Below are 20939 nucleotides of genomic sequence, written 5' to 3'. Positions count from 1 at the left end.
CACCGGATCGTCACGCGGTCGTCCCTCAGTGAAAGGTAGGTCGGCTTTGGCCGTCCACACGTTCGAAAGCACCAATGAATTCCTCGATGAGCTGCTGAGACAGCTCGCTGATGAGCGTATCCAGCTCCCCGATTTCCAGCGAGGCTGGGTGTGGTCGCAGCCGGGGATCAGCGGCTTGCTCGCATCCATTTCCCTCGGCTTTTCCGTGGGGACGCTGATGCTGCTTAGGACGGGCGGCGACGCGCGTCTCCGGCATCGCCCGATCGAGGGAGCCGAGACCACCGCCGCCCACGGTGCCGAGCAGCTGCTGCTCGACGGCCAGCAGCGCATGACGTCGCTCTTTCAGGCGCTGAAGCTGGGTACGCCCGCTCACCACGCAGGACGAGCGCGGGCGCGACCTCAGCGGTTGGTTCTACATCGACCTCGTGGCCGCTGTGGGCACGGAGGCGGATCGAGAGGAGGCCATCAGGTTCGTCCCCGCAACATCCGGAGACGTCAGCGCGGCCCCGTCTGCGAGGTGACCTCGCAGGATTCAAACGCGAGCAAACGGCGCAAGGGGTGATTCGATCAAAGGCATAACCATTGGTGGAGGGTGCCCGGCGGCCCCGCGCGGGAGGCGCTCATTCGTCGTCGATTCGTGAGATCGGTAGGAATGTTGCCGTCTTTCAGATACGCTAATCCGTCCTTGTGAGCGATCGTTGGGAGTGTGGATGGGCAAGAACGCGCAGCACGTGCCTCTTGAGGTGCAACATATCAGGAGCGCACTGTTGCGAGAATTCCAGAGCCGGATCTCCATGGCGGATTTTGAGAAGAAAGATCTACAGGAGCGTCAGAGGTCCTTGCTGTCGAGGGCGGTGTCTGCTAAGGCGGCTCGTATCCTCACCGACTGCACCTCGGATGAGGCGGCAGTGGGGGTGATCGACGGTCGGGACGATTTCGGAATCGACTGTGTGGCGTTCTCTGCTTCCGGATCAGAACTGTGGCTTATCCAAGCCAAATGGAGCGATAAAGGCGCGGCCGGGTTTGATACGCAGGCCGCCCTCAAGCTCGTGCATGGGTTGAAGAAGCTTGATAATCGCGATTTTGATCACTTTAATGAGAGATTGCAAGAACTCGCGAATCGTGTGCACGGTGTCCTTCGGCTCCCCACATGTAAAGTCAATCTGGTAATTGCGCTCGTCGGCGAGGGGCATCTGTCCATTGAGACCCGAAATATCCTCCAGGAGGCGGCTCGAGAGTTTGGTGGGCTCGGCCGGACTGTAGAGTATCAAGTTCTAGACCAGACCGATTTTCATCGAGCCGTCCGTGAAGATCTGGAACCCCAGCCCATCACTCTAAAGGTGTCGATGGACCGGGAATGGTACACCAGGGAGACGCCGTATAAGGCGGTGATTGGCGAGGTTAGCGCCGACCAGTTGGCGACTTGGTATGGTGGACAGCTTGATGTAAAAGGCCACGGTGAGCGTCTCTATGACCGTAATGTCCGCCAGTCGTTGGGGTTGACTGGGGTCAATCAGACCATGGTGGAATCTATGCTGAAAGACCCTGAAGCGTTCATGTATCGTCACAACGGCATCACCGTGCAGTGCAATAGAATTGAGCAGGAGTACCACTCCAAACGAGCAGTGGGACAGCCCACCACCCTTACTTTGCACAATGCCAGCGTCGTGAACGGCGCTCAGACAGTGACCTCCGCTTTCCGTGCGTACGAGAGGGATCCGGAATCCGTCGCCGAGGCATATGTCCTGGTACGGATCATCTCCCTCGAGGGGGCTCCTGAAGGATTTGGTCATTCCATAACCAAGGCAACGAATACCCAAAATCACATGGAGCGCCGAGACTTCATCGCCATCGATGCTGTCCAGAGCGAGATTCAAAAGGATTTCCGTCTATCGCTCGATAAAGAATACATCTTCCGGAGGGGCGAACTCGATCCTGCGCCTGATTCCGGTTGCTCGGTCACGGAAGCCGCAACCGCGCTGGCGTGCATGCACCGCGACTCGTCGCTTGCAGTGCGAGTCAAAGGGTCCACGAACGCGCTGTGGGAAGAGGGCCAGGGCGGCGCTTACATCCGATTGTTCGGGCAGCAGCCGACCGCACAGCAAATCTGGCGTGCGGTGCAGGTTTTTCGGCTGGTGCGTGATCGATTGTCAGTGCTGCGAACTCGGTTAAATGGACGCCCGGCCGCAGTGGTGGACAGTGGTTCCTTGCTGGTAGCCCATCTAGTGTTCCAGCGCATTGGCAGGGACAAGTTCGACGAATCGGACGGTGAATGGCAGATCGTGCTTAGCGAGACGCCTGCGCAGGTTGATGCTGTGCTCGCGTGTCTCATTGGCATGGTCGATTTTCATTTCACGAACAAGAGCTACATTACCAGTACTTTTGCCAATGAGGAGCGCTGCGCGAGACTGGTCGGTGCCGTACTCGACACTCTCGAAGGTGGCGTAGGGCCGGATTCGTCCATCGCTCTGCGAGCGTACGTGGATGGGGCCGCGCCAAAAAAGAAAAAGCGGCCGCAGACCGTGCGTTTGCTCGTTGACTATGATGTCATCAACGACGGCACCCCTCTCGTATATACGCCGAGCGCGGTGGAGGAAATGGCCATCGGAGTATGGCTCGACGCTGATCCTCGACGTCGTCGGGCCAGTTGGGTGAATGATCGGAAAACGCCGATCCTCTGGGAGAGTGATGGTCAGAAGTACTCGCCGACCGGACTCGTATTTAAGATATGGAACGCGGCTGGTTGGAAGGATCAGTGGAGCACGGTGCAGGGTCCCAAACAATGGAGAATTTCCGGTGAAGGAACGCTGGTGGAGATCGCTGAAAAACTTTGGAGGGGGATCATCGATGAAGGGGATTCAGAAGTAAATACTTTGACATAATGACGCGACGTTCCGGTTTTATCTGATATGATGGATCATCGCGTACCGGGCAGGGAGTGCGCTGTCACGCAACTGGGCGATCGATCAGCCGGGCGGAGCGGCGGTCCTGGTCGGGTACAGGTGATCCCGACGTCGTGGCCCCACGGGCGGGAGGGCGTCTCCCCTTCGTGCCACAGGGCGAGGAACGCCCGGCGGGCGCGGGAGACGAGGGCGTAGAAGCTGCCGAGGGTCAGGCCGAGGGCTTCGGCCGCCTCGGCGTAGTGGCCGTGTTCGGCCAGGGCGAGCAGGATGCGGCGGTGCTGGGCTGGCAGCGCGGCCCAGATCTGTGCGAGCGCCCGGCGCTCAACGACCGGGTTCTCCGGGCTGGGGGAGGGGTTCGCGGCGAGGGCCCAATACCGCTCGAACTTCGGCGTGGACGCCGATTCGTAGCCCCAGGTGTAGCCGCGGAAGGAATCGTCCTTGCGCGCGTACGCGCTGATGGCGCTCCATCCGACGATGGTCAGGTCCCTGCGGGTCGGCGGTCCGCCCGAGTGATCCGTCCCGTTGGGGGCGTTGGCGAGGCGGACCAGGTGCTCCGCGATCGCCGACCACGCCACCTGGGCCCGCGTGTGCCAGTCGAGCCGACCCGGCCACCTGATGGTCGACGAGGCCAGGGCGGCGATGTCGTCGATATCGGCGGTGCTGAACCCGTGCGCGATGGGTTCGTGGCGGGCGTGGCAGGCGTGGCGGACGTCGGCCGGGCCGGAAGCGGGCATGGCAAAGGACTCTTTCGGAGCTTGTTCGGGCGTGGACGCGGTGAATCCGCGCGGGAAGACGAGGAGAGCGGGGCGAGCGGCGGGAGACGGCTTAGGCACGCGGTGCGGTGGTGTGTGGCGCTCCGTGCGCTGCGTGGAGGCTCGCCCTCGGTGCTGCGGAGGTGCTGGTGCGGGTCGTCGGCGGGTGCGGGGGAAGGGGAATCCGCGACGCCTGCGGTCGTACCGGTGGTGCGGTCGTGCCGGTGGTGTGCGTCAGCGGGCGAACAGGGCCCAGACGGTGCGTCCACCCTGGTCGCCGTCGTAGAAGCCCCAGTCGTGGGAGAGCGCCGTGACCAGGCGGAGGCCGCGGTGGCGGTCGGCGCTCACGTCGAGCGGCTTGACCTGGGGGAGCGGCGGTTCGCCGGTGACCGGGTCGGGCCGGGGCCCGTCGTCGCCGACCGACAGGACGATCAGGCCGGAGGCGAGCGCGGAGATGCCGACGGTGACGGTGCCGTCGGGGTCGCTGCTGCGGGAGTGGCGGCAGGCGTTGCCAAACAACTCGGAGACGACCAGTTCCGCGTCGTCGACGACTCGGGAGAACGCCGTCAGCGCGGCGCGGGTCCGGCGCCGCAGCTCCGGACAGAGGGCGGGGCGGCCGGGGAAGGTCCACTCCTGGGAGACGGGAGAGGGGCGGGAGTCACTCGGGCCGACGAGGCCGCTGGACGGGAGGGCGTTCATCAGGCAGCCGCCTTTCGGGGGGTGTGGTGTGTGGCGATGGCGGGGGTCGTGTGTGTCGGCGCCGCGGGGGCGCCGGCCAATCCCAGGAGGCGGCCGGGCCAGCGGGAGGTCGCTGACGCGGCGGTCGGCGGTGTGACGGGAGGTGGGGGTGCCTCCCCCGCGAGGTGGCGAGCCGCCGCCTCGATACGGTCGGCCCGCGCCACCGAGTCCCGCCCCCACACGAACCACCACGTGCCCTGCGGCCCTTGAGCAGCTACGACGGGAACGGTGCGCCTGCGCTGCCGCACGTAGAGGACGGGAAACTCGTCGGAGGCGAGGGAGAGGAGAGCGTGCCCGCCGATGAGGCGGATGGTGGCGGCGAGCTCGGTGAGGAGTCGGAGGCGGGGACTCTCGCGAGTTGGTTCTGGTAGAGCCACTGCGGACATGAAGAAACCTCCTGCATAGTCGTCGTCTGACTGTCACGATCAGCCTTAGGTGACACTACTCATAGTGACGATAGGTAACCCAATGAGTCAAGAGAAAAATTAGATAATGCAAAAATGAGGATGGTCGATAGAGTGCCACGCATGCAACAGCCCTACAGCCCGAGCGTCAGGCGGCGCCGACTCAGCGCCAGGCTGCGCACATACCGAGAGGCAACCGGCAAGACGACCGGTCAGGTGGCCAAGGACCTCGGCTGGCAGCAGACGAAGGTCTCCAGGATCGAGACCGGGGTGAAGAAGTCCGTGCAGGCTGACGAGCTTGACGCGCTCCTGGACTACTACGCCGAGGAGAACCCGGACGTCCGGTCCGAGCTGCATGAGTGTGCTCGGATGGCGAAGCAGCGTGGTTGGTGGTCTCGGTACAAGGACGTCCTGACCATGGCATTGCCGGACTTCGAGACGGAAGCGTCCGTCATTCGGACCTACGAATGCCAGGTCATCCCGGGCATGCTACAGACGGGTGATTACGCGGAGGCGATCTTTCGAGCCAACTTGGTTCGGAGCGACGCGGAGATCCGAGAGCGGGTCTCTGCCCGGGTCAAGCGTCAAGAGATCCTTCACCGTGTTGATCCTCCGACCTACTGGGTGATCCTCGACGAGGCCACATTGCGGCGTCGTGTGGGGTCCGCCGAAGTGATGAGAGTTCAGCTTCGCCATCTCACGCATATGGCCGCGCGTCACAACATCAACATCTACGTACTACCGTTCTCCGCAGGAGCGCATCCGGCGACAGTGGGGAGCTTTGTCATCATGGACTTCCCCAACCCAACGGACGCGAGCATCGGGTACGTCGAGACACCGACGTCCAGCGTGTACGTAGAAGAGCCCAACGATCTGGCGGACCTCAACTCCACGTTTGGTGGTGCTCAGGGATCATCTCTGAGTCCGGCACGATCCCTCCAGTTCATCAACGACGTCATCGAGTCCCTAGAAGAGTGAGACTGTGCCCGAAGACCAGGTGTGGCGTAGGAGTAGCTACAGCGGGGTGAACAACAATTGCGTTGAGGTGTCCATGCCTCATTGGCGCAAGAGCACCTACAGCGGGGCCAACGAGAACTGCTTGGAGGTTGCCCAGTTTTCCGGCGCCACCGCCCTCCGGGATTCGAAGGCCCCGGACGCCGCCACCCTGACCTTCTCCTCGGCCGAGTGGTCAGCACTTGTCCGCTCTGCCTGTGCTGGGGTGCTTTGAGGTCGTCTCCAGCGGCATGAGCGTCGGGCGTTACGCTCTGCCGCATGACGCCGATGACACCGGATGGTCCCGATTCCGCACCGCTCGAAGACGTCTCCGCCAGTGACGACACGGGTGGACGGTTGCGGAACCTGCGGTTTCTCGTTGATCGGCTGTTCGGTGGCGATCCGGCGGAACTCGTACGCGACATCGACGCTCATCTCGCTCGGCAACCCGAGGACGTCTACGCCTTCGAGCTTCGGAGTTCGCTTCGTCAAGAGGCCGACCTCCTGGTGGGGCATCTGAGCGAAGGCGACCTCGCCTGCACCCTCCACGGCAGGCTCATGGTCCGCCCCTCCGTCGCCGCCCAGCTTCGGCACGTCGGCGACGCACTGCCGGCGATGCGGCTGGAGCACGCGCCGCCGTTCTCGCCTCCCCCGCCCGGTCGGCAATTGGAGCGGGTTCTCACGGGGCACAGAGCCCCTGTCGTGTCGCTCGACTGGAGCCCGGACGGCCGCCGCCTGGCCACCCTGGGCTCCTACGACACGTCCGTGCGGGTCTGGGACGCCCACACCTGGGAACAGGTCCACGTCATCACGGTGCCCGGTGCTTCGCTCGACACCGTCCGTTGGAGCCCCGACGGCGGCCGGATCGCGGTGGTCGGGAGGAGCGACCGGTTCCCTGATGCGGAGAAGAAGTACGAGCCCGGAGACGAGTACGACTTCCCCGATATCACCGTGGAGCAGCACGTGCACACCGTCATCGTGTTCGACACGGCGACGTGGGCGGAGACGGCGGCGACGGGAACCCTGCCGAAGAGGTCGATGAAGGCGCCGGCCATCGCGTGGGCCCCGGACGGACGCAGCCTGGCGATAGCCGGTGCGGGCGGACCGTGGCTGTGGCGGTTCGGGGCCGACGAGGAATTCGTCCACCTCTCCTCCGACCAGGGCGGTCCCTCTGAGATCGCCTCCGCCTTGGCGTGGCATCCGCTCGCAGGTCTGGTGGCTCTGGCCGCCGGCCGTTCACTGACCCTGTGGGCGCATCCCGGTTCCTCGAATGAACAGCGAACGTGGACGGACGACCGGTTGAGCGCGGCTCATGACGGCCTGCGCTGGCGCCCGGACGGCAGGATGCTCGCGCTGGGCGGCGGAGTCGCGCTGAAGGTCGTCGACCCGCACGACCAGGCCGTGCTCTGGGAGCACGACGGCCAGGAGAGGGGGAGCAAGACGCTGTTCCAAGCCGCCACCTGGTCGGCGGATGGAGCGAGACTCGGGGCCCTGACCTGGATCGACCGCAACCCCGTACACATGGTCTGGGAGGTTCCGCGCACGGCCGCTGAATTCCGAGCGGGAATGGCTCCGCTCAAGGGGAGCGAGACCGACCTTCGCGTGGACCCGGAACACGACATCGGATGGCAGGCTGAGACGGGCTTGATCGCCACGGGGGACGAGTCGTGTGTCCGGATCTGGTCGAGTGGGCCGGGGGCGGAGGCGTTCCCACGGCCGACGACGATGCGCACGGTCGTGTGGAGCCCTGATGGGGCTGCTTTGGCGGCGCGCGCGTATCGCAACGATGGCTGGAGACTCGTCGACGCCGAGAACGGAGCCCTTCTCCCGGGAGAGTGGAAGGTCTGCCCGTTCCCTCGGCTGACCGATGAGGCGGCCGCCGCCTTGCAGCGCCACATCGACGACCGCGCAGTGGACGACTACGAGCACATCCACATCGAGCGTCACGGGATGAACAAGAAGGTCACTTTCAGCCCGGACCAGAAGTGGGCCGTGATCGAGGGGCGGGGCGAGCCCGCGACCGTGGTCGACGTGGTGTCGGGGGAGGAGCGACGGCTGGGGATGAGCGGCATCCCGGGGGCGTCCGTGTGCTTCACCCCTGACAGCCGGCGAGTGGTGAGAGCCGCCACGAAGTACGTTCGCGATCCTGCCGACCGCCTGGCAAGGGACCTGATCTTCCATGTGTGGGATCTGAAAGCCGACACGGAGCCGGTGGTGGTGCGGTGGCGCGCGAAGGGCATCGGCCACATCCACGGCCTCGCGGCGACTCACGCCCATCTGGCGATCGTCACCGCCAACGGCAGGATCGGACTGGCGGAACTCGCTGATCTGAGCCGGGTGCGCTGGCTGAAGGTGAACGGTGCCGTTGTCGACGCCGCCTTCGATCCGGCGGGCAAGCGCCTGGCCGCGGTCGGTGACTCGGGCCTGTACGTGATGGACGTCCGCACCGGCGCCTGAAGCCCAGCCTGTCGGGGCCCCGCTCCGGAGCGGGGCCCGACGCCCGACCAGGGCGTACTGCCGATCATCAAGGCACTCGTGGTCGCAGGATGCCGGGCAGCGCCTGTCGCGATGCCGGATTGGCGAGCCCCGCGGTTTCCACGCGGTGGGAGACGTATCAATCACAAGAGGAGGGGCGGGCCCGGCCGAATGCCCACCCCTCGTCAGTCCTGCCCCCCGCCAGGCGGTCGCCCTGCCTGGGATTCCGTGATCCACAGAGGGTTTCCATCACCACAGGTAACGGAAGGCCCGTCAGCCGGCTGGATGCTGGTGCGCATCACGCGCAGCCAGGACCCGCCGATCTCGGCCACCGGATGCTCTGATGAACGCATAAAACGATGCGTCCTGACCTGGTTGTGGATCGTTCGGGCGCTGTCAGACCACCGTACGACGGAGAACTCGGGCTCCATGAAACCGGCGTAAGTCGCTGCCGAGTGGTCCTGCGGATCGCCGACGTGACCGGCCGCCACTCGAGTCAACGATGCACGGACCAGTTTGTGAACGACGGGCATCGCGTCCACGCAATAACTCGCCCAACTGATGTCATCCGCAAGGGGGATCCCGCCACTCTGCGCGAGAATGTTGCCGGTGTCGAAATCGTCATCCATCCGGTGAACGGTGATACCGCCGGTCGAGTCCCCGTTGCGAATCGCCCATGGCAGAGGCGCAGGCCCCCGGTATTTCGGCAGCAGCGAGACATGAATATTGATGGCTCCGAGCCTCGGGATGTCCAAGACATAGCGAGGGAGCTTCCAAGCGAATCCGAACACGATGAGTACATCGGGGCGGTAGTTCTGTAGGGTGCCCGCAAGTCCGCGAGTGCTTCCGGGAACTATCAGGTCCATTCCCTGTGGAAGGGATTCGACGATCGATGCGGTTGTCGTTCCTGCGTCATCGAGTTTCGGGCCGCCTGAACGAAGGGAGCGGCCGTAAAGATACGCGACGGGGACGTGTCCGGAATCCGTGCACGCCGCATGGATCGTGGAGAACTCTTCAGGGCCGGAGGAGATCACAGCTATTCTGAGAGGAGTCGACATCTCCCTATTTCTTTTGGTGACGCAATGATGGCGATGGTCGGACCGGTCGTTACGTCAGGATGTACTCAGCGTGCGGAACGCCGATCTTCCAGGCTGACTCGAAAGCGTCTGCGCAGATGCGTGCCACCTCGGGATCGGAACTGAGTTCGTTCCCGACCCAACCGCCTTCGCCCGTGAAGTGGTTGAACAGGACTGTTCTCCCGTCGATGACCCAGCAGTCATTTCCCGGAAGAGCCAGTCCGGAGGCGTGCCGCCGAGGCAGCCACCGTACGTCTTCCCCCGCAGCGATATTCTGCGGCGTCCCCTCGTGCTCGAACCTGATGTACTCGGTCACCGGTTCAGATATGATTCGCAAGCGACGCAGGCGAACGCCGCGCGCCGCGGTGTCCCTCATCAGCTTGAGCCACCCGGCCTTGCTGGCGGCGTCCTGCTCAGGACCCCATTTTCCGGCCCGCCATTTCTCAATGTCGGACTTTTCTTCCTCTACCGCGTAGTGGTCGCGCATTTCCAGATGGCAAGCCGACTCGCGGGCGGCGTTGAAAAGGCTCGCCCAACCATCGGCGTCAAGCGACTCCATCTAGGTAATCCTTCGGCGCGTAGGTGAAAAGCGACGCGGGTACACGGACGACGGTTTCTCCGGAAGGCACTTTCATCTGGTCGAGATCTTCCGGATCGGTCACCGTATATCCCTGTACGATGAAGTCACCGCTTTCCTCGTCCCGGTACAACCGCGGTGAACCGCCCTGGCCGGTGGAACCACCGACGAATTCGATCTTCATAATCCATTCCCGACTCTCGACGTTGCGATCCATCGCTTGGCACGGCGCAGGTCCAGAACCACCGACCCGCGGCCACCCTACTACCGTCACCCGCTCGCTAGGCTTGTGCTCTTTGGCTCTCCACGTGCCCGGGAGATTTCACGTCGCGGGCTTCTTCCGGTGTATCCCCGAGCGCGACACTCCATACGAGGTTCTCCCTGGTCGGCGACGTTGACTGGGTGACGGGAGGAGGAATGATGGAGAGGAAGTCCGATCAGGGATCGGAGCGCCGCGCCGATTCCGCACGCCGGACGGACGCCCGAAATGACCTTTCGGGATCAGCAGGAAATGTGGTCCAGGCGAGTGATGTCAGCGGAGGCGTCCATTTCCACGCAGCGGCTCTCACCGCAGTTTCCCGACCTGCCCAACTACCGGGTGACGTGCGGGGATTTGTCAACCGAACCGATGAACTGTTGCGGTTGGACACCCTGGTGGAAGGTTCCGGTGCCTCCCAGGAGTCCGGAGGGCTGCGCATCGCCGTCGTCATCGGCACGGCCGGGGTGGGAAAGACGTCCCTCGCGATCCGCTGGGCACACCGGATCAAGGATCACTTCCCGGACGGGCAGTTATACGTCAACCTGCATGGATACGACCCGGGCCCGTCAGTGGCCGTCACGGATGTCCTCGGGCGCTTCCTACGTGCACTGGATGTGCCGGCGGAGCGAATCCCCAGTGATGAGGAGTCACGTGCGGAACTGTTCCGTTCTGCGACAGCCGGACGGTACGTACTCATCGTCCTTGACAACGCCGCAACAGCAAGGGAGATCCGGCCGCTGCTACCCGGTTCGACCAGTTGCCTTGTGGCGATCACAAGCCGCACCCGCATGTCGGGTTTGGTGATACGGGAAGGAGCGCATCGTGTGAGTGTGGAAACACTGTCGCAAGCCGAGTCGGTCCTGTTGCTGCGGACCATCATCGCCGAGTATCGCGCTGATGACGACGATGCCGAGTTGGACGAGCTGGCGAGCCTGTGCGCCCGGCTACCGCTGGCGCTCAGGATCGTGGCCGAACGGGCTGCGGCACGACCGCACATGCCACTGCGCGACCTGATCTCAGAGTTGCGTGACGAGTCCGGGCTATGGGACGCGCTGTCGGCGACGGGGGAAGAGGAAGCCGACGAAGCGGACGCCGTACGTACCGTGTTCGCCTGGTCATACCGCGCTCTCACACCCCCTGTCGCACGCATGTTCCGGCTGCTGGGACTGCACCCCGGATCTGAATTCGGGGTGGAGGCCGCTGCGGCGCTCCTGGCCACTACGCCGGTACGCGCCCGCCGCCACCTCGACGGCCTTGCCGGTGCACACTTGCTGGAGGAATGCGGCCATGACCGTTACCAATTCCACGATCTGCTCCGTGCCTACGCCATGGACCAGGCGCAGCGTGAGGAATCGGAGGAGGAACGACGCGCCGCGCTGGAACGCGTCCTCGGTTGGTATCTCCACTCTGCGGCGGCCGCCGCCGAAGCCGGCTCATGCACGTACACCATGCCGCTCGCCCTTGAGCCGCTGAGTGACCGCGTCGAGCCGATGGCCTTCGATGATGGCAAGGCGGCCATCGCCTGGTATGAGACCGAACGCGACAACCTCACCGCTGCGGTTCGTATCGCCGGCGTCACGGGGATGGACAAGATCGCCTGGCAGATCCCTGCCGTTCTGACGATGGTCATCGCTGATCGAGAGCCGGCCGACGCCTGGCTCCCCTCCCAGCGAACCGCCCTCGAATCCGCGCGCCGTGCGGGAGACCCGTACGGCGAGGCCATCACCCTCGACAACCTCGGGATCGCCTACCGGCACCTCTTCCGCCTGGACGAGGCCGCAGAGTGCTTTGAGGCCGCGTTGCGGATCTTCCAGGACCTGGGCAACACGTTCGGGCACGCCCGAGCCGCCAACGGCCTGGCCGTGTGCCACATGTTCGCTCACCGTCTCGACGACGCCGGGATCCGCTTCGAGCAGGCACTGGAGCAGGTGAACGAGCTCGATGACCCTGTGTACATCGGCGCCTTCACGCGCAATCTCGGGTGGGCGGTCCTCGAACAGGGCGATCTCGATCGGGCCGAGACGCTGTTGAGCGAGTCGGTGGCCCTTCTGGCCGGTGCGCAGGAGCCGCTGGAGCAGGCGGAGGCATTGACCCTTCTTGCGGGTGCCCACCGACGGAAGCGGCGGTTCGCAACGGCCAAGCAGACGGCCGAGCAGGCATTGGCCATTTCGGGCGAGGCCGACGGCAAGCTGTTCGAGTCCCTCGCCCTGCTGGAACTGGGGCGCATCGCGCTGGCGAGCGAAATGGGCACCGAAGCCCTGAGCCATCTCCAGCAGGCGGCCGTCCTCTTCCAACGAGTCGGCCGACCTGATCTTCAAGCCGCCGCGTGGGAAACGACCGGCGAAGTGTGTCTCCTACTGGGACGGGTTGAGGATGCCATCGCGTTTCACCGTCAGGCATGCTCAGCGTTCCGCAGCCGGAACGACCGGTGGTCTCTGGCGCGGTCGCTCCGTCACCTCGCCGTCGCCTTGACGCGCCACGGGTCCCCGGCGGAAGCCCAAGAACACGACAGTGAGGCGCGTCGACTGCTCTTGGCCTTCCCGGACTCACCGGACCGAGAAGACGACTCAAGCGGCTGATGTGGCAGGAACTCGGCCTCGACCCCGATGTCACGCGCACCCACACCGTGTGGCGAGGCACCCGCCGCCTCATCGAGCTGGACTTCGGAAAGATCCGCTCCGGCGGGTCCATGTCCCTGGAGCGGCACCGCTTCGTGCCGGAGGCGCAGGGGGCGCTGCGCGTCGTCATCGACTTCCCCTTCGACGAGGGCAGCCACAGCTCGTCCGAAGCCCGCACCCGCGTGCAGGAGCTCCGCGACGAGTTCACCGAGCCGCCCGCCACCCTCGCCTGAATCCCCAACCTCCTGTCGGCCGATCGCGAGCAGGACGCCCGCCGGCTGCTGATGATGGAGAACCTGCTCCAGCCCGGCGTTATCGAGGAGAAGGCCCCCAACTGGGGCTCGGAGGACCGCCGCGAGGCCCGCGCGCAGCTCGACAACCAGCGCGCCCAGATTGAAGCGCAGCTACGGGGTCTGATGCGCGGTGCCTACGGGCGCAACGACACCGATTTCGGCACGCCCATCGATGACCACGTCGAGCCCTTGGCGCACGGAGCGCGCATCCGCATCGAAGCCGGCAGCCAACTGCCTCCGGCGCGCCAGTACATCACCGGCCAGCTCCTGGACAACCTCTACCCCGGGCACCCCGTGTTCGCCGCTCCGAACGGAGCCGTTTCGGCGCGCTCGCCGCGCTCCAAGGGCTACTGACCCTGCTGCGCGATTGCGGCCACCCGGGCCTGCTCGTGGTGCTGGACGAGCTGGAGACCCTGCAGCGGGCGCGCACCGATACCCGCGACAAGGGGCTCAACGCGCTGCGGCAATTGCTCGACGAGATCGCGGCCGGCCGATTCCCCGGGCTGTACCTGGTCATCACCGGCACCCCCGCGTTCTACGACGGCCCGCAGGGGATCCAGCGGCTGGCCCCGCTCGCCCAGCGGCTGGCGACCGACTTCCTGCCCGACCCGCGCTTCGACAACCTGCTGGCCCCCCAGATCCGGCTGCCCGGGTTCGACTTGGAGCGCCTGCACCTGCTGGGGATCGCGATCCGCGACCTCTACGCCGAGGGGGCGGATGAGCCCGCCCGCGTCCGTGCGCGCATCGACGACACCTACCTGATGGACTTCGCCCGCACCGTCGCCGGGGAACTCGGCGGCCAGGTGGGGGTCGCGCCGCGCATGTTCCTGCGCAAGCTCGTCGACGTGGTCGACCGGGTGGACCGCATCGAGGAGTTCGACCCGCGAGTCCACTACCGGGTGGAGATCAAGGGCGCCGACCTCACCGACGTCGAACGCAACGCGTGGACCCAGCGCGCCGACTCGGCCGACGAGGTGGAACTCGACCTGTGAGCGCCACCGGCAGCAGCCTCGACCTGCTCCACCCCACCCTCGCCCACCACGTGGTCAACACGCTGGGGTGGCCGGGGCTGCGTCCGCTGCAGCGCGACGCGCTGGGACCGCTGGTGGCGGGTGACGATGCGGTATTGCTGGCGCCGACAGCGGGGGGCAAGACCGAAGCTGCGCTGTTCCCGCTTCTGTCGGCGATGGCCGCAGGCGGCTGGTCCGGGACGTCGCTGCTGTACGTGTGCCCCATCAAGGCGCTGCTCAACAACCTGCTGCCGCGCGTGCAGAGCTACGCGGGGTGGATGGGCCGGTCGGCCGACCTGTGGCACGGCGACGTCGGCACCGCCGCGCGGCAGCGCATCCTCCGCCGGCGCCCCGACATCCTGCTCACCACACCGGAGTCGCTGGAAGGGATGCTGGTCAGCACGAAGGTCGACCACCGCGACATGTTCTCGGGACTGCGCGCCATCGTCGTCGACGAAGTGCACGCCTTCGCCGGGGACGACCGCGGCTGGCACCTGCTGTCGGTCCTGGAGCGACTCGCCCGGCTGCGGTCCGGCGCCATCCAGCGGGTCGGGCTGTCGGCGACCGTGGGAAACCCCGATGATCTGCTCACCTGGCTGCAGGGCAGCGGCGCGGGCACCCGGCCCGGCCGCGTCATCGCCCCCGGGGTACGCCTTCCGGGCGCCGCGGTCCCGGCGGAGCCGCCCCCGGGGGACGTGGAATTCGACTACGTGGGTTCGCTCGACAACGCGGCCAAGGTCATCGCGGCGCTGCACGCCGGGCAGAAGCGGCTGGTGTTCTGCGACTCCCGGCAGTCGGTCGAGCAGTTGGGCGCCGCACTGCGGTTCCGCGGTGTGACCACGTTCCTGTCGCACGCCTCCCTGGCCGTCGACGAGCGGCGCCGCGCGGAGCAGGCGTTCGCCGAGGCGCGCGACTGCGTGATCGTCGCCACGAGCACTCTGGAACTGGGCATCGACGTCGGCGACCTCGACCGGGTCATCCAGATCAACGCCCCCGGCACGGTCGCCTCCTTCCTGCAGCGTATCGGCCGCACCGGGCGCCGCTCCGGCGCCGAGCGCAACTGCCTGTTCCTTGCCACCGACGAGCACGGGCTGTTGAGGGCGTCGGCACTGCTGCACCTGTGGGGGAGGCACTGGGTGGAGGCCGTGGACCCCACCCCCGAGCCGCGGCACATCATCGCCCAGCAGCTGCTGGCCCTGTGCCTCCAGGAAGCCCAGGTCGGCGAGCGCCTATGGGCCGAGTGGTGGCCCGGGCTGGAGCCGTTCGCACACGCGGAGCCGATCGTGGCGCACCTGCTGCGCGAGGGGTTCGTGGAACGCGACGGCGGCATGCTGATGGTCGGACCCGCAGCGGAGCGCAGGTTCGGGCGCCGGCACTTCATGGAGCTGACCTCCGTCTTCACCGCTCCGCCGGAGTTCGTGGTGCTGCACGGGCGCACGGAGATCGGGCGCGCCAATCCGGCACTGCTGTCGGCGAGAGAGCAGGGGAGCGGCCCGAGGAGGCTGCTGCTCGCCGGGCGAAGCTGGGCGGTCACGTGGGTCGACTGGAAGCGGCAGAGGTGCCACGTGGAGCCGGCGGACGACGGCGGCACCGCACGCTGGGACTCCGCCGACCGCACCGGAGCGTCGTTCGCGCTGACCCGTGCCGTGCGCGATGTGCTCCTGGGTGCCGATCCGCCCGTCCGGAGGACACAGCGCGCAACGGCGGCCCTGGCCGAGGCGCGCGAGCGCCACGCCGACCACGTGCACCCCGATGGCCCGGTCATCACCCGCACCTCCGGCGGCGATGTCCGATGGTGGACGTGGGCGGGCACGCGGGCCAACCTCACCCTGCGCGCCACGCTCGCCGGGGCGGCCGATCCCGGCCAGCAGCCGCACGACCACTTCCTGCGGCTGCGTGACGACGTCGGTCCCACAGAGTGGGCCGCGCTGACCGCCGGAGCGGTCGACCGGATCGCCCTGCCCGAGGTCAGCGGGAAGGCCCTCGCGGGCCTGAAGTTCACCGCCGCCCTCCCCCCGCACCTCGCCGCGCGGACGCTGGCGGCCCGCCTTGCCGATGTCGATGCGGCCGGTGCCGTGCTCCGGGAGAAAGCGCGCTTCACCATGCAGTGAGGGGCCGCGTTGCGGTCCCGCGCCCCGGTGAAGACCATTCCGAGCGCATGCCCGGCGCGTTCGAGGATAGGGAGGGGGATATCGGTGTCGGGGACCAGCGAAACACTCGCCAGGCGCTCCCGCCACGAGCGCTCGTGCCTGTCGAGAAGCTCACGCGCACCGATCCGGGTCACAGGGGGGATGGTAGGGCTCCACGTCTCGACTTCTTGTGTCGTCTTTCGACGCGCACGCCGCCGGGAAGGGGCTTGGCCGACGGTGACCCGGCGGATCATTGGGAACCGCCGGGCTATGACCCTACGAATCAGCGTTTCCGCTGTCCAGCGGAGTACGCGGCGACAACGTTTTGCGTCCGCTGCGGCCCATTGCATAATTCGGGCGATGTCGGGGAGGCCGATGTCCGGATCAGGTCATTTCCCCTGTTCAAGTCATACCGTTGTCGCAGCGATGCTATAGCTATTGAAAAGGGCGCCGACTTTCCGTGGATTCGGGCCCTTCCGACCGACCGGGACCCTGGCATATCGAATGGACGGCCTGTGCACGAGCTGAACCTCCTCATCCGCTTCGACGAGGACGTCACCCCCGATGAAGCAGATGCCCACACGCGGACGCTCCTCCTGCGGCTCGAACGCCTCCCCATCGACACCGTGGAGTTGACCCGCGGCGCGGCCGAGCCGGAAACCCGCGCCGATCTCGCGACGGTCGCGGGGGCGATCACGCTCGCGGGCTTTGCGCTCAAGACCACCCTGCCCCACATCGTGGAGGTCATCACGGCCTGGTTGGAGGCCAGCGGACAGCGTTCGGCGGCCGTGGAGGTCGACGGGCGCCGCATCGAGGTCAAAGGGCAGCGAGTGACGCGCGCCGACGTCGAAGCGTACGTGAAGCTGTTGGGGGGCGGCGATCCCCGGTACGGCAACGGTGGCGGTGACTGATGCGGGGCGATAGGAAGCGTACGGCCATCCTCATCGGGGTCGATCGTTACGACGACCCTGCGTTCCCCGACCTCAAATCGCCCTCTGCCGATGTGAAAGCCATCAAGAAATCGCTGGAGCAGAACGGGCACTTCCGTGTCAAGTCCTTGCCTCCTGACCCTACCTACACGGATGCTATTGAGGCGCTTGATGAGGTCTTCACCGATAGCACGCCCAATGATCTGGTGTTCGTGTCGTTCTCCGGCCATGGCATGACCGACAAACACGGCAACCTCCACCTGCTCTTGCGGGATTCCCGGCCGAACCGGCTGATGAGCACTGCGATCTCCGCTCAGAAGCTCCAAGGGCTGCTGCGTGACACCCGAGCCGACGGCAAGGTGCTGCTCCTCGACTGCTGCCACAGCGGCGCCTTCGCCGACGGGTTCGGCACCCGCAGCGCGGACGATGAGATCGACGCCATCGACGTCGGGCGCCAGCTCAAAGACGCCAAGGGCACATATGTCATGGCGGCATCCGGTGCCACCCAGAAGGCGCACGAGGGGGACAACAGCTCCCGGGTCCAGCCCTCCGTGTTCAGCGCGGCCGTCGCCCATGGGCTGGCCGGCCACGCCGGCGATGCCGATGGCGATGGCTGGATCGACCCGACCGACCTGAATCTGCACGTCGAGCGCGCGCTCGAAGGCGACGGACGGCAGCGCACCACGGTCTTCACCGATGGCCTTCAGGGTCGCATCCAACTGGCACGCCACATCGGATCGGCAACGGCGACCCCGCTCGCGTCCCCCGGCGGGGAATCGGCAGAAGACGGAGCCGCCGGTGCGACGACGACCGGCCCAGCGCCCCTCTCCGAGGGTGCGAGGCGGCCCGCCCGCCCCGACGCGCCGTTCGACGCTGACCAGTGGCGCTCGCTCCTCGGCTACTACCGCTCTTGTCTGGAGCGCGAAAGCCTGCTTCAGCAGTTGCCCAAGGCACAAGGGAAGTGGTTTGCTCCGTGCGTCATGGGCACGGAGACATTGCTCAGCGGCGCGGAGACCCGCTGGCGGGCGACCGGGCGGGCCGCGAACCTCGCCCGCGAGGCCCATCGCACCGGTCAATCGCTGCGGTACGGCTACCCGGCGGTCCTGGTGGACGTAGGGCGTTCGACGGTCTCCCGGGGCCAGCGTGATCGCAGGGTGGCGCCTCTGATCGCCATGGATGTGGAGGCGAAGGTCGAGGGGGACGCTGTCTTCCTCGTTCCCGTGGGCGAACCTCAGCTCAACGAGGGTCTGCTCCGCACGGCCGCGGACCTCCCGCCCGACGCCGTAGCCGAACTGGTCGCGGCGTTCGAAGCCGACTGGGGTGGGCAAGGCGTGGCCGGGCTCGGCGACAAAGCACGGACATTGCTCCATGCGCTGGGGCTCCCGCGTGAGGACTTGAAGCCGGGCGCGCTGGGCGACGACGTGGTGGTGCAGTTCAGGCCGGCCGGAGCGCAGAACGTCGCGATGGTCCACGTGGCCGAACCCGCGAGCGGAGCCGTGGGCGGTCTCGTGGCGGACCTCGCCGTCGGCGGGAAATGGGCGCTCAAGGTGGAAGACATCCACACGTCCGCATTGGGCGCCCTTACGGCATCGGACAGAGCCGCCTCGCCTGGGACGACCCCATCTGCGCCGGCGTTCCGCCCCGTCATCACTGGGCCGGGCAATGACTCGCAGGAGAAGGTGCGCATCGCCGCCATGACCCGGCGGCTCACCGTCGCCACCGGCGCACCCGGCACGGGCAAGAGCGAGCTGATCACCTCGATCGTCACCACGGCCGTGGCGGCTGGGGAGTCCGTTCTCGTTGCCTCCACCAACAACGAAGCCGTCGACGTGGTGGTCAAGCGGGTCAATGGGCTGTTGCCGCAGGCCGACCTCATCGTGCGTTCGGGGAACCGGGACTTTCGCAAGAACGAGCCGGGCATCCTTGATCGCATGCTCTCAGCGCGGTTCGAGCGTGTGGACGCCCCGACCGCGGCGGAGCGCATCGACGCGCACGAGCGCCGGATCGCCCGCGCGCGTCAGGCGATCAACGACGTGGCCGAGGCCGAACGGGAGCTCGCCGTCCTCGCGCCGGTGTGGCGGCGCGAGGCCGATCGGCTTCCCGCTGGAGTGAGCGTTGACGCGTTCGGAGACGCGGCTGAGGTGCGCCGCTGGATGCGCCGGGTCGACGGGGCTCTGGAGAGCCGCTGGACCGGTTGGTGGCACCGCCGCCGCACGGGTCGCGCTCTGGGCATCCCCCCGGAGAAGGACGCGCTCATCGCCCTCGGCCGGTTCCTGAACGTCCACGCCGAATGGCTCGACGCGTCGGCTCGCGCGGGCGATCCGGATGATGCGCGCCGCGAGCACGCGCGCATCGCCGGTATCCGAGAGGAGAGCCGCGGCGACGCCAGGGCGTATCTGACCGGCCGGGTCGCGCAGGCCCTCACCGAGGGAAGGGGCGCGATCGAGGCCCGCCTCCGGGTTCTCGCCGGGGAGCAGAGCTCGTGGTCGGGGATGCAGCGCCTCCTCCGCTCGGTCCGTGCGTGGGCTACCACATCGCGGTCGGCCCGGGTGTTTCCGCCCAACGCCGGTCTGTTCGACCTGGTCGTCATCGATGAAGCCGGCCAGTGCACCGTCGCCGACCTGGTGCCCCTGCTCTACCGGGCCAAGCGTGCGCTGGTCATCGGCGACCCGCACCAGATCCAGCCGATTCACGCGCTCAAGGACCACGAGGACCGAACGCTCCAGGAGAGGGCCGGACTCGACTCGCAGTGGCTCGACGACCGCTCCCTCGTCTTCTCGAAGACCTCCGCGTACCTCGCCGCCGCATCGGCCGTCGCAGCATCCGGTGGGGAGGTGCTGTGGCTGGACGAGCACTACCGCTGCCACCCCGACATCGTGCGGACCGTCAACCGCCGCTTCTACGGCGGCCGACTCCAGATCCGCACTGATCCGGGTCGGCTCGCGGTCAGGGGCGGACCGGCCATCGAGTGGATCGACGTGCGGGGCGAAACCGACCGTCCTGGCGGCTACTCCTGTCGCAACCAGGAGGAGGCCGCGGCGGTGGTCAAGCTGGTGTGGGAACTGGGGGCCGAGCTTCCTCCGGAGGCCGGCATCGGGGTCGTCAGCCCCTTCTCCATGCAGGTGCGCCACCTCAAGGAGATCCTGGGGGACAGGGCCGGCGAACGTATCAAGGTGGGCACCGCGCACACCTTCCAGGGCAAGGAGCGCGACGTGATCGTCGTGTCCCCCACGGCGGCCGAAGGCGTACTCAAACGCAGTGGGGACTGGGCGGACCGCGAGCAGACCCTGTGGAACGTCGCCGTCACCCGGGCGAAGTCCCGGCTCTACATCGTCGGCGACCGCGGGTACTGGGCGGCGCGCGACGGCCTGCTGGGCGATATCGCCGCCGCGGGCACGCCGGGTCCCGCGCCGGAGGAACCCGGGGCGCGGGACGAGGCACGCGCACAGTTGTTCACCGCGCTGCTGGAGGCGGGCGCCGACCCGCGCCGGAGCGAGCCGGTCGACGGCTACACCGCCGGTATCACCGTGCCCACCGCGGGTGGAGGAGAGGTGGCGGTCATCATCGACAGGGCGGGCATCGGCGACCCCAACGCGGGCCCGGCCGGACGCGGCCTACAGCGCGCACTCGACCATGCGGCCCTGTTCGAGGCCGTCTCCGGGATCCCGACGATCCGGGTCCCCGCCTGGCGCTGCTTCGCCGAGCCCGACACCCTGGCGGCGGAGATCATCGGGAGATAGTCGGCGGATGGCCGACACCGGCCGTCGCTCGGCCGCACCTTTT

General features: G+C 66.8%; 17 protein-coding genes. 12 read left to right on the top strand and 5 right to left on the bottom strand.

Features of this window, described 5'->3' with window-relative positions:
* Nucleotides 1–28: 28 nt before the first annotated feature.
* Both ACFO4E_RS13340 and ACFO4E_RS13335 read left to right on the top strand, forming a co-directional pair.
* Nucleotides 29–562 (top strand): DUF262 domain-containing protein, encoded by a 534-nt coding sequence (locus ACFO4E_RS13340; protein ID WP_378574386.1) that lies wholly within the window; start codon nucleotides 29–31, stop codon nucleotides 560–562.
* A 148-nt stretch (nucleotides 563–710) separates the two neighbouring features.
* Entirely contained in the window at nucleotides 711–2882 is a 2172-nt protein-coding gene (locus tag ACFO4E_RS13335; protein ID WP_378574384.1) for an AIPR family protein, read from the top strand.
* 35 nt (nucleotides 2883–2917) lie between these two features.
* Here the strand turns inward: ACFO4E_RS13335 and ACFO4E_RS13330 are convergent, their stop codons facing one another.
* The gene (locus ACFO4E_RS13330) at nucleotides 2918–3637 is read right to left on the bottom strand and encodes an RNA polymerase sigma factor (RefSeq protein ID WP_378574382.1); all 720 of its coding nucleotides are present in this window, start codon (nucleotides 3635–3637) and stop codon (nucleotides 2918–2920) included.
* A 252-nt stretch (nucleotides 3638–3889) separates the two neighbouring features.
* Entirely contained in the window at nucleotides 3890–4354 is a 465-nt protein-coding gene (locus tag ACFO4E_RS13325; RefSeq protein ID WP_378574380.1) for an ATP-binding protein, read from the bottom strand.
* A gap of 566 nt (nucleotides 4355–4920) precedes the next feature.
* Between ACFO4E_RS13325 and ACFO4E_RS13320 the strand changes: the two genes are divergently transcribed.
* Genes ACFO4E_RS13320 through ACFO4E_RS13310 form a run of 3 tightly spaced genes read left to right on the top strand, consistent with a single transcriptional unit; the run spans nucleotide 4921 to nucleotide 8247 of the window.
* On the top strand, nucleotides 4921–5775 hold the full coding sequence (locus ACFO4E_RS13320) for a helix-turn-helix domain-containing protein (protein ID WP_378574378.1): 855 nt from the start codon (nucleotides 4921–4923) through the stop codon (nucleotides 5773–5775).
* Nucleotides 5776–5779: 4 nt separating this feature from the next.
* The gene (locus ACFO4E_RS13315; RefSeq protein WP_378574376.1) at nucleotides 5780–6025 is read left to right on the top strand and encodes a DUF397 domain-containing protein; all 246 of its coding nucleotides are present in this window, start codon (nucleotides 5780–5782) and stop codon (nucleotides 6023–6025) included.
* A 44-nt stretch (nucleotides 6026–6069) separates the two neighbouring features.
* Nucleotides 6070–8247: a WD40 repeat domain-containing protein gene (locus tag ACFO4E_RS13310; RefSeq protein WP_378574374.1), complete on the top strand. Its 2178-nt coding sequence runs from the start codon at nucleotides 6070–6072 to the stop codon at nucleotides 8245–8247.
* A 203-nt stretch (nucleotides 8248–8450) separates the two neighbouring features.
* Here ACFO4E_RS13310 and ACFO4E_RS13305 read toward each other — a convergent pair whose 3' ends face one another.
* From ACFO4E_RS13305 to ACFO4E_RS13295, 3 genes are read right to left on the bottom strand one after another with little or no spacing between them, the layout of a single operon-like run.
* Complete coding sequence (locus tag ACFO4E_RS13305; protein ID WP_378574372.1) at nucleotides 8451–9323, bottom strand: methionyl-tRNA formyltransferase; 873 nt, start codon at nucleotides 9321–9323, stop codon at nucleotides 8451–8453.
* Nucleotides 9324–9372: 49 nt separating this feature from the next.
* Nucleotides 9373–9900, bottom strand: coding sequence for a DUF6879 family protein (locus ACFO4E_RS13300; RefSeq protein ID WP_378574370.1), 528 nt, complete (start codon nucleotides 9898–9900; stop codon nucleotides 9373–9375).
* Nucleotides 9887–10102, bottom strand: coding sequence for a hypothetical protein (locus ACFO4E_RS13295; protein WP_378574369.1), 216 nt, complete (start codon nucleotides 10100–10102; stop codon nucleotides 9887–9889). The genes ACFO4E_RS13300 and ACFO4E_RS13295 overlap by 14 nt, the downstream gene beginning before the upstream one ends.
* Before the next feature lie 458 nt (nucleotides 10103–10560).
* On the opposite strand from ACFO4E_RS13295, the gene ACFO4E_RS13290 reads away from it, so the two are divergent.
* From ACFO4E_RS13290 to ACFO4E_RS13260, 7 genes are all read left to right on the top strand, one after another.
* Nucleotides 10561–12756, top strand: a complete 2196-nt coding sequence (locus ACFO4E_RS13290) for a tetratricopeptide repeat protein (protein ID WP_378574367.1) — start codon at nucleotides 10561–10563, stop codon at nucleotides 12754–12756.
* Nucleotides 12756–13028, top strand: a complete 273-nt coding sequence (locus tag ACFO4E_RS13285) for a hypothetical protein (protein ID WP_378574365.1) — start codon at nucleotides 12756–12758, stop codon at nucleotides 13026–13028. The genes ACFO4E_RS13290 and ACFO4E_RS13285 overlap by 1 nt, the downstream gene beginning before the upstream one ends.
* A 51-nt stretch (nucleotides 13029–13079) precedes the next feature.
* Nucleotides 13080–13442: a hypothetical protein gene (locus ACFO4E_RS13280; RefSeq protein WP_378574364.1), complete on the top strand. Its 363-nt coding sequence runs from the start codon at nucleotides 13080–13082 to the stop codon at nucleotides 13440–13442.
* Entirely contained in the window at nucleotides 13439–14080 is a 642-nt protein-coding gene (locus tag ACFO4E_RS13275; protein WP_378574547.1) for a BREX system ATP-binding domain-containing protein, read from the top strand. The genes ACFO4E_RS13280 and ACFO4E_RS13275 overlap by 4 nt, the downstream gene beginning before the upstream one ends.
* Nucleotides 14077–16209 carry a DEAD/DEAH box helicase gene (locus ACFO4E_RS13270; protein WP_378574362.1) on the top strand — a complete coding sequence of 711 codons (2133 nt, stop codon included), beginning with the start codon at nucleotides 14077–14079 and terminating at the stop codon, nucleotides 16207–16209. The genes ACFO4E_RS13275 and ACFO4E_RS13270 overlap by 4 nt, the downstream gene beginning before the upstream one ends.
* A 533-nt stretch (nucleotides 16210–16742) precedes the next feature.
* A complete protein-coding gene (locus tag ACFO4E_RS13265; protein ID WP_378574360.1) occupies nucleotides 16743–17138 on the top strand; it encodes a hypothetical protein in 396 nt (131 codons plus the stop codon).
* Nucleotides 17138–20896, top strand: a complete 3759-nt coding sequence (locus ACFO4E_RS13260) for a caspase, EACC1-associated type (RefSeq protein ID WP_378574358.1) — start codon at nucleotides 17138–17140, stop codon at nucleotides 20894–20896. Before ACFO4E_RS13265 ends, ACFO4E_RS13260 begins: the two co-directional genes overlap by 1 nt.
* The last annotated feature ends 43 nt before the right edge of the window (nucleotides 20897–20939 follow it).

The sequence above is a fragment of the Nocardiopsis mangrovi genome, from assembly GCF_042653925.1.
Classification (GTDB): domain Bacteria; phylum Actinomycetota; class Actinomycetes; order Streptosporangiales; family Streptosporangiaceae; genus Nocardiopsis_B; species Nocardiopsis_B mangrovi.
This window is presented reverse-complemented; position numbering and strand designations above follow the sequence as displayed.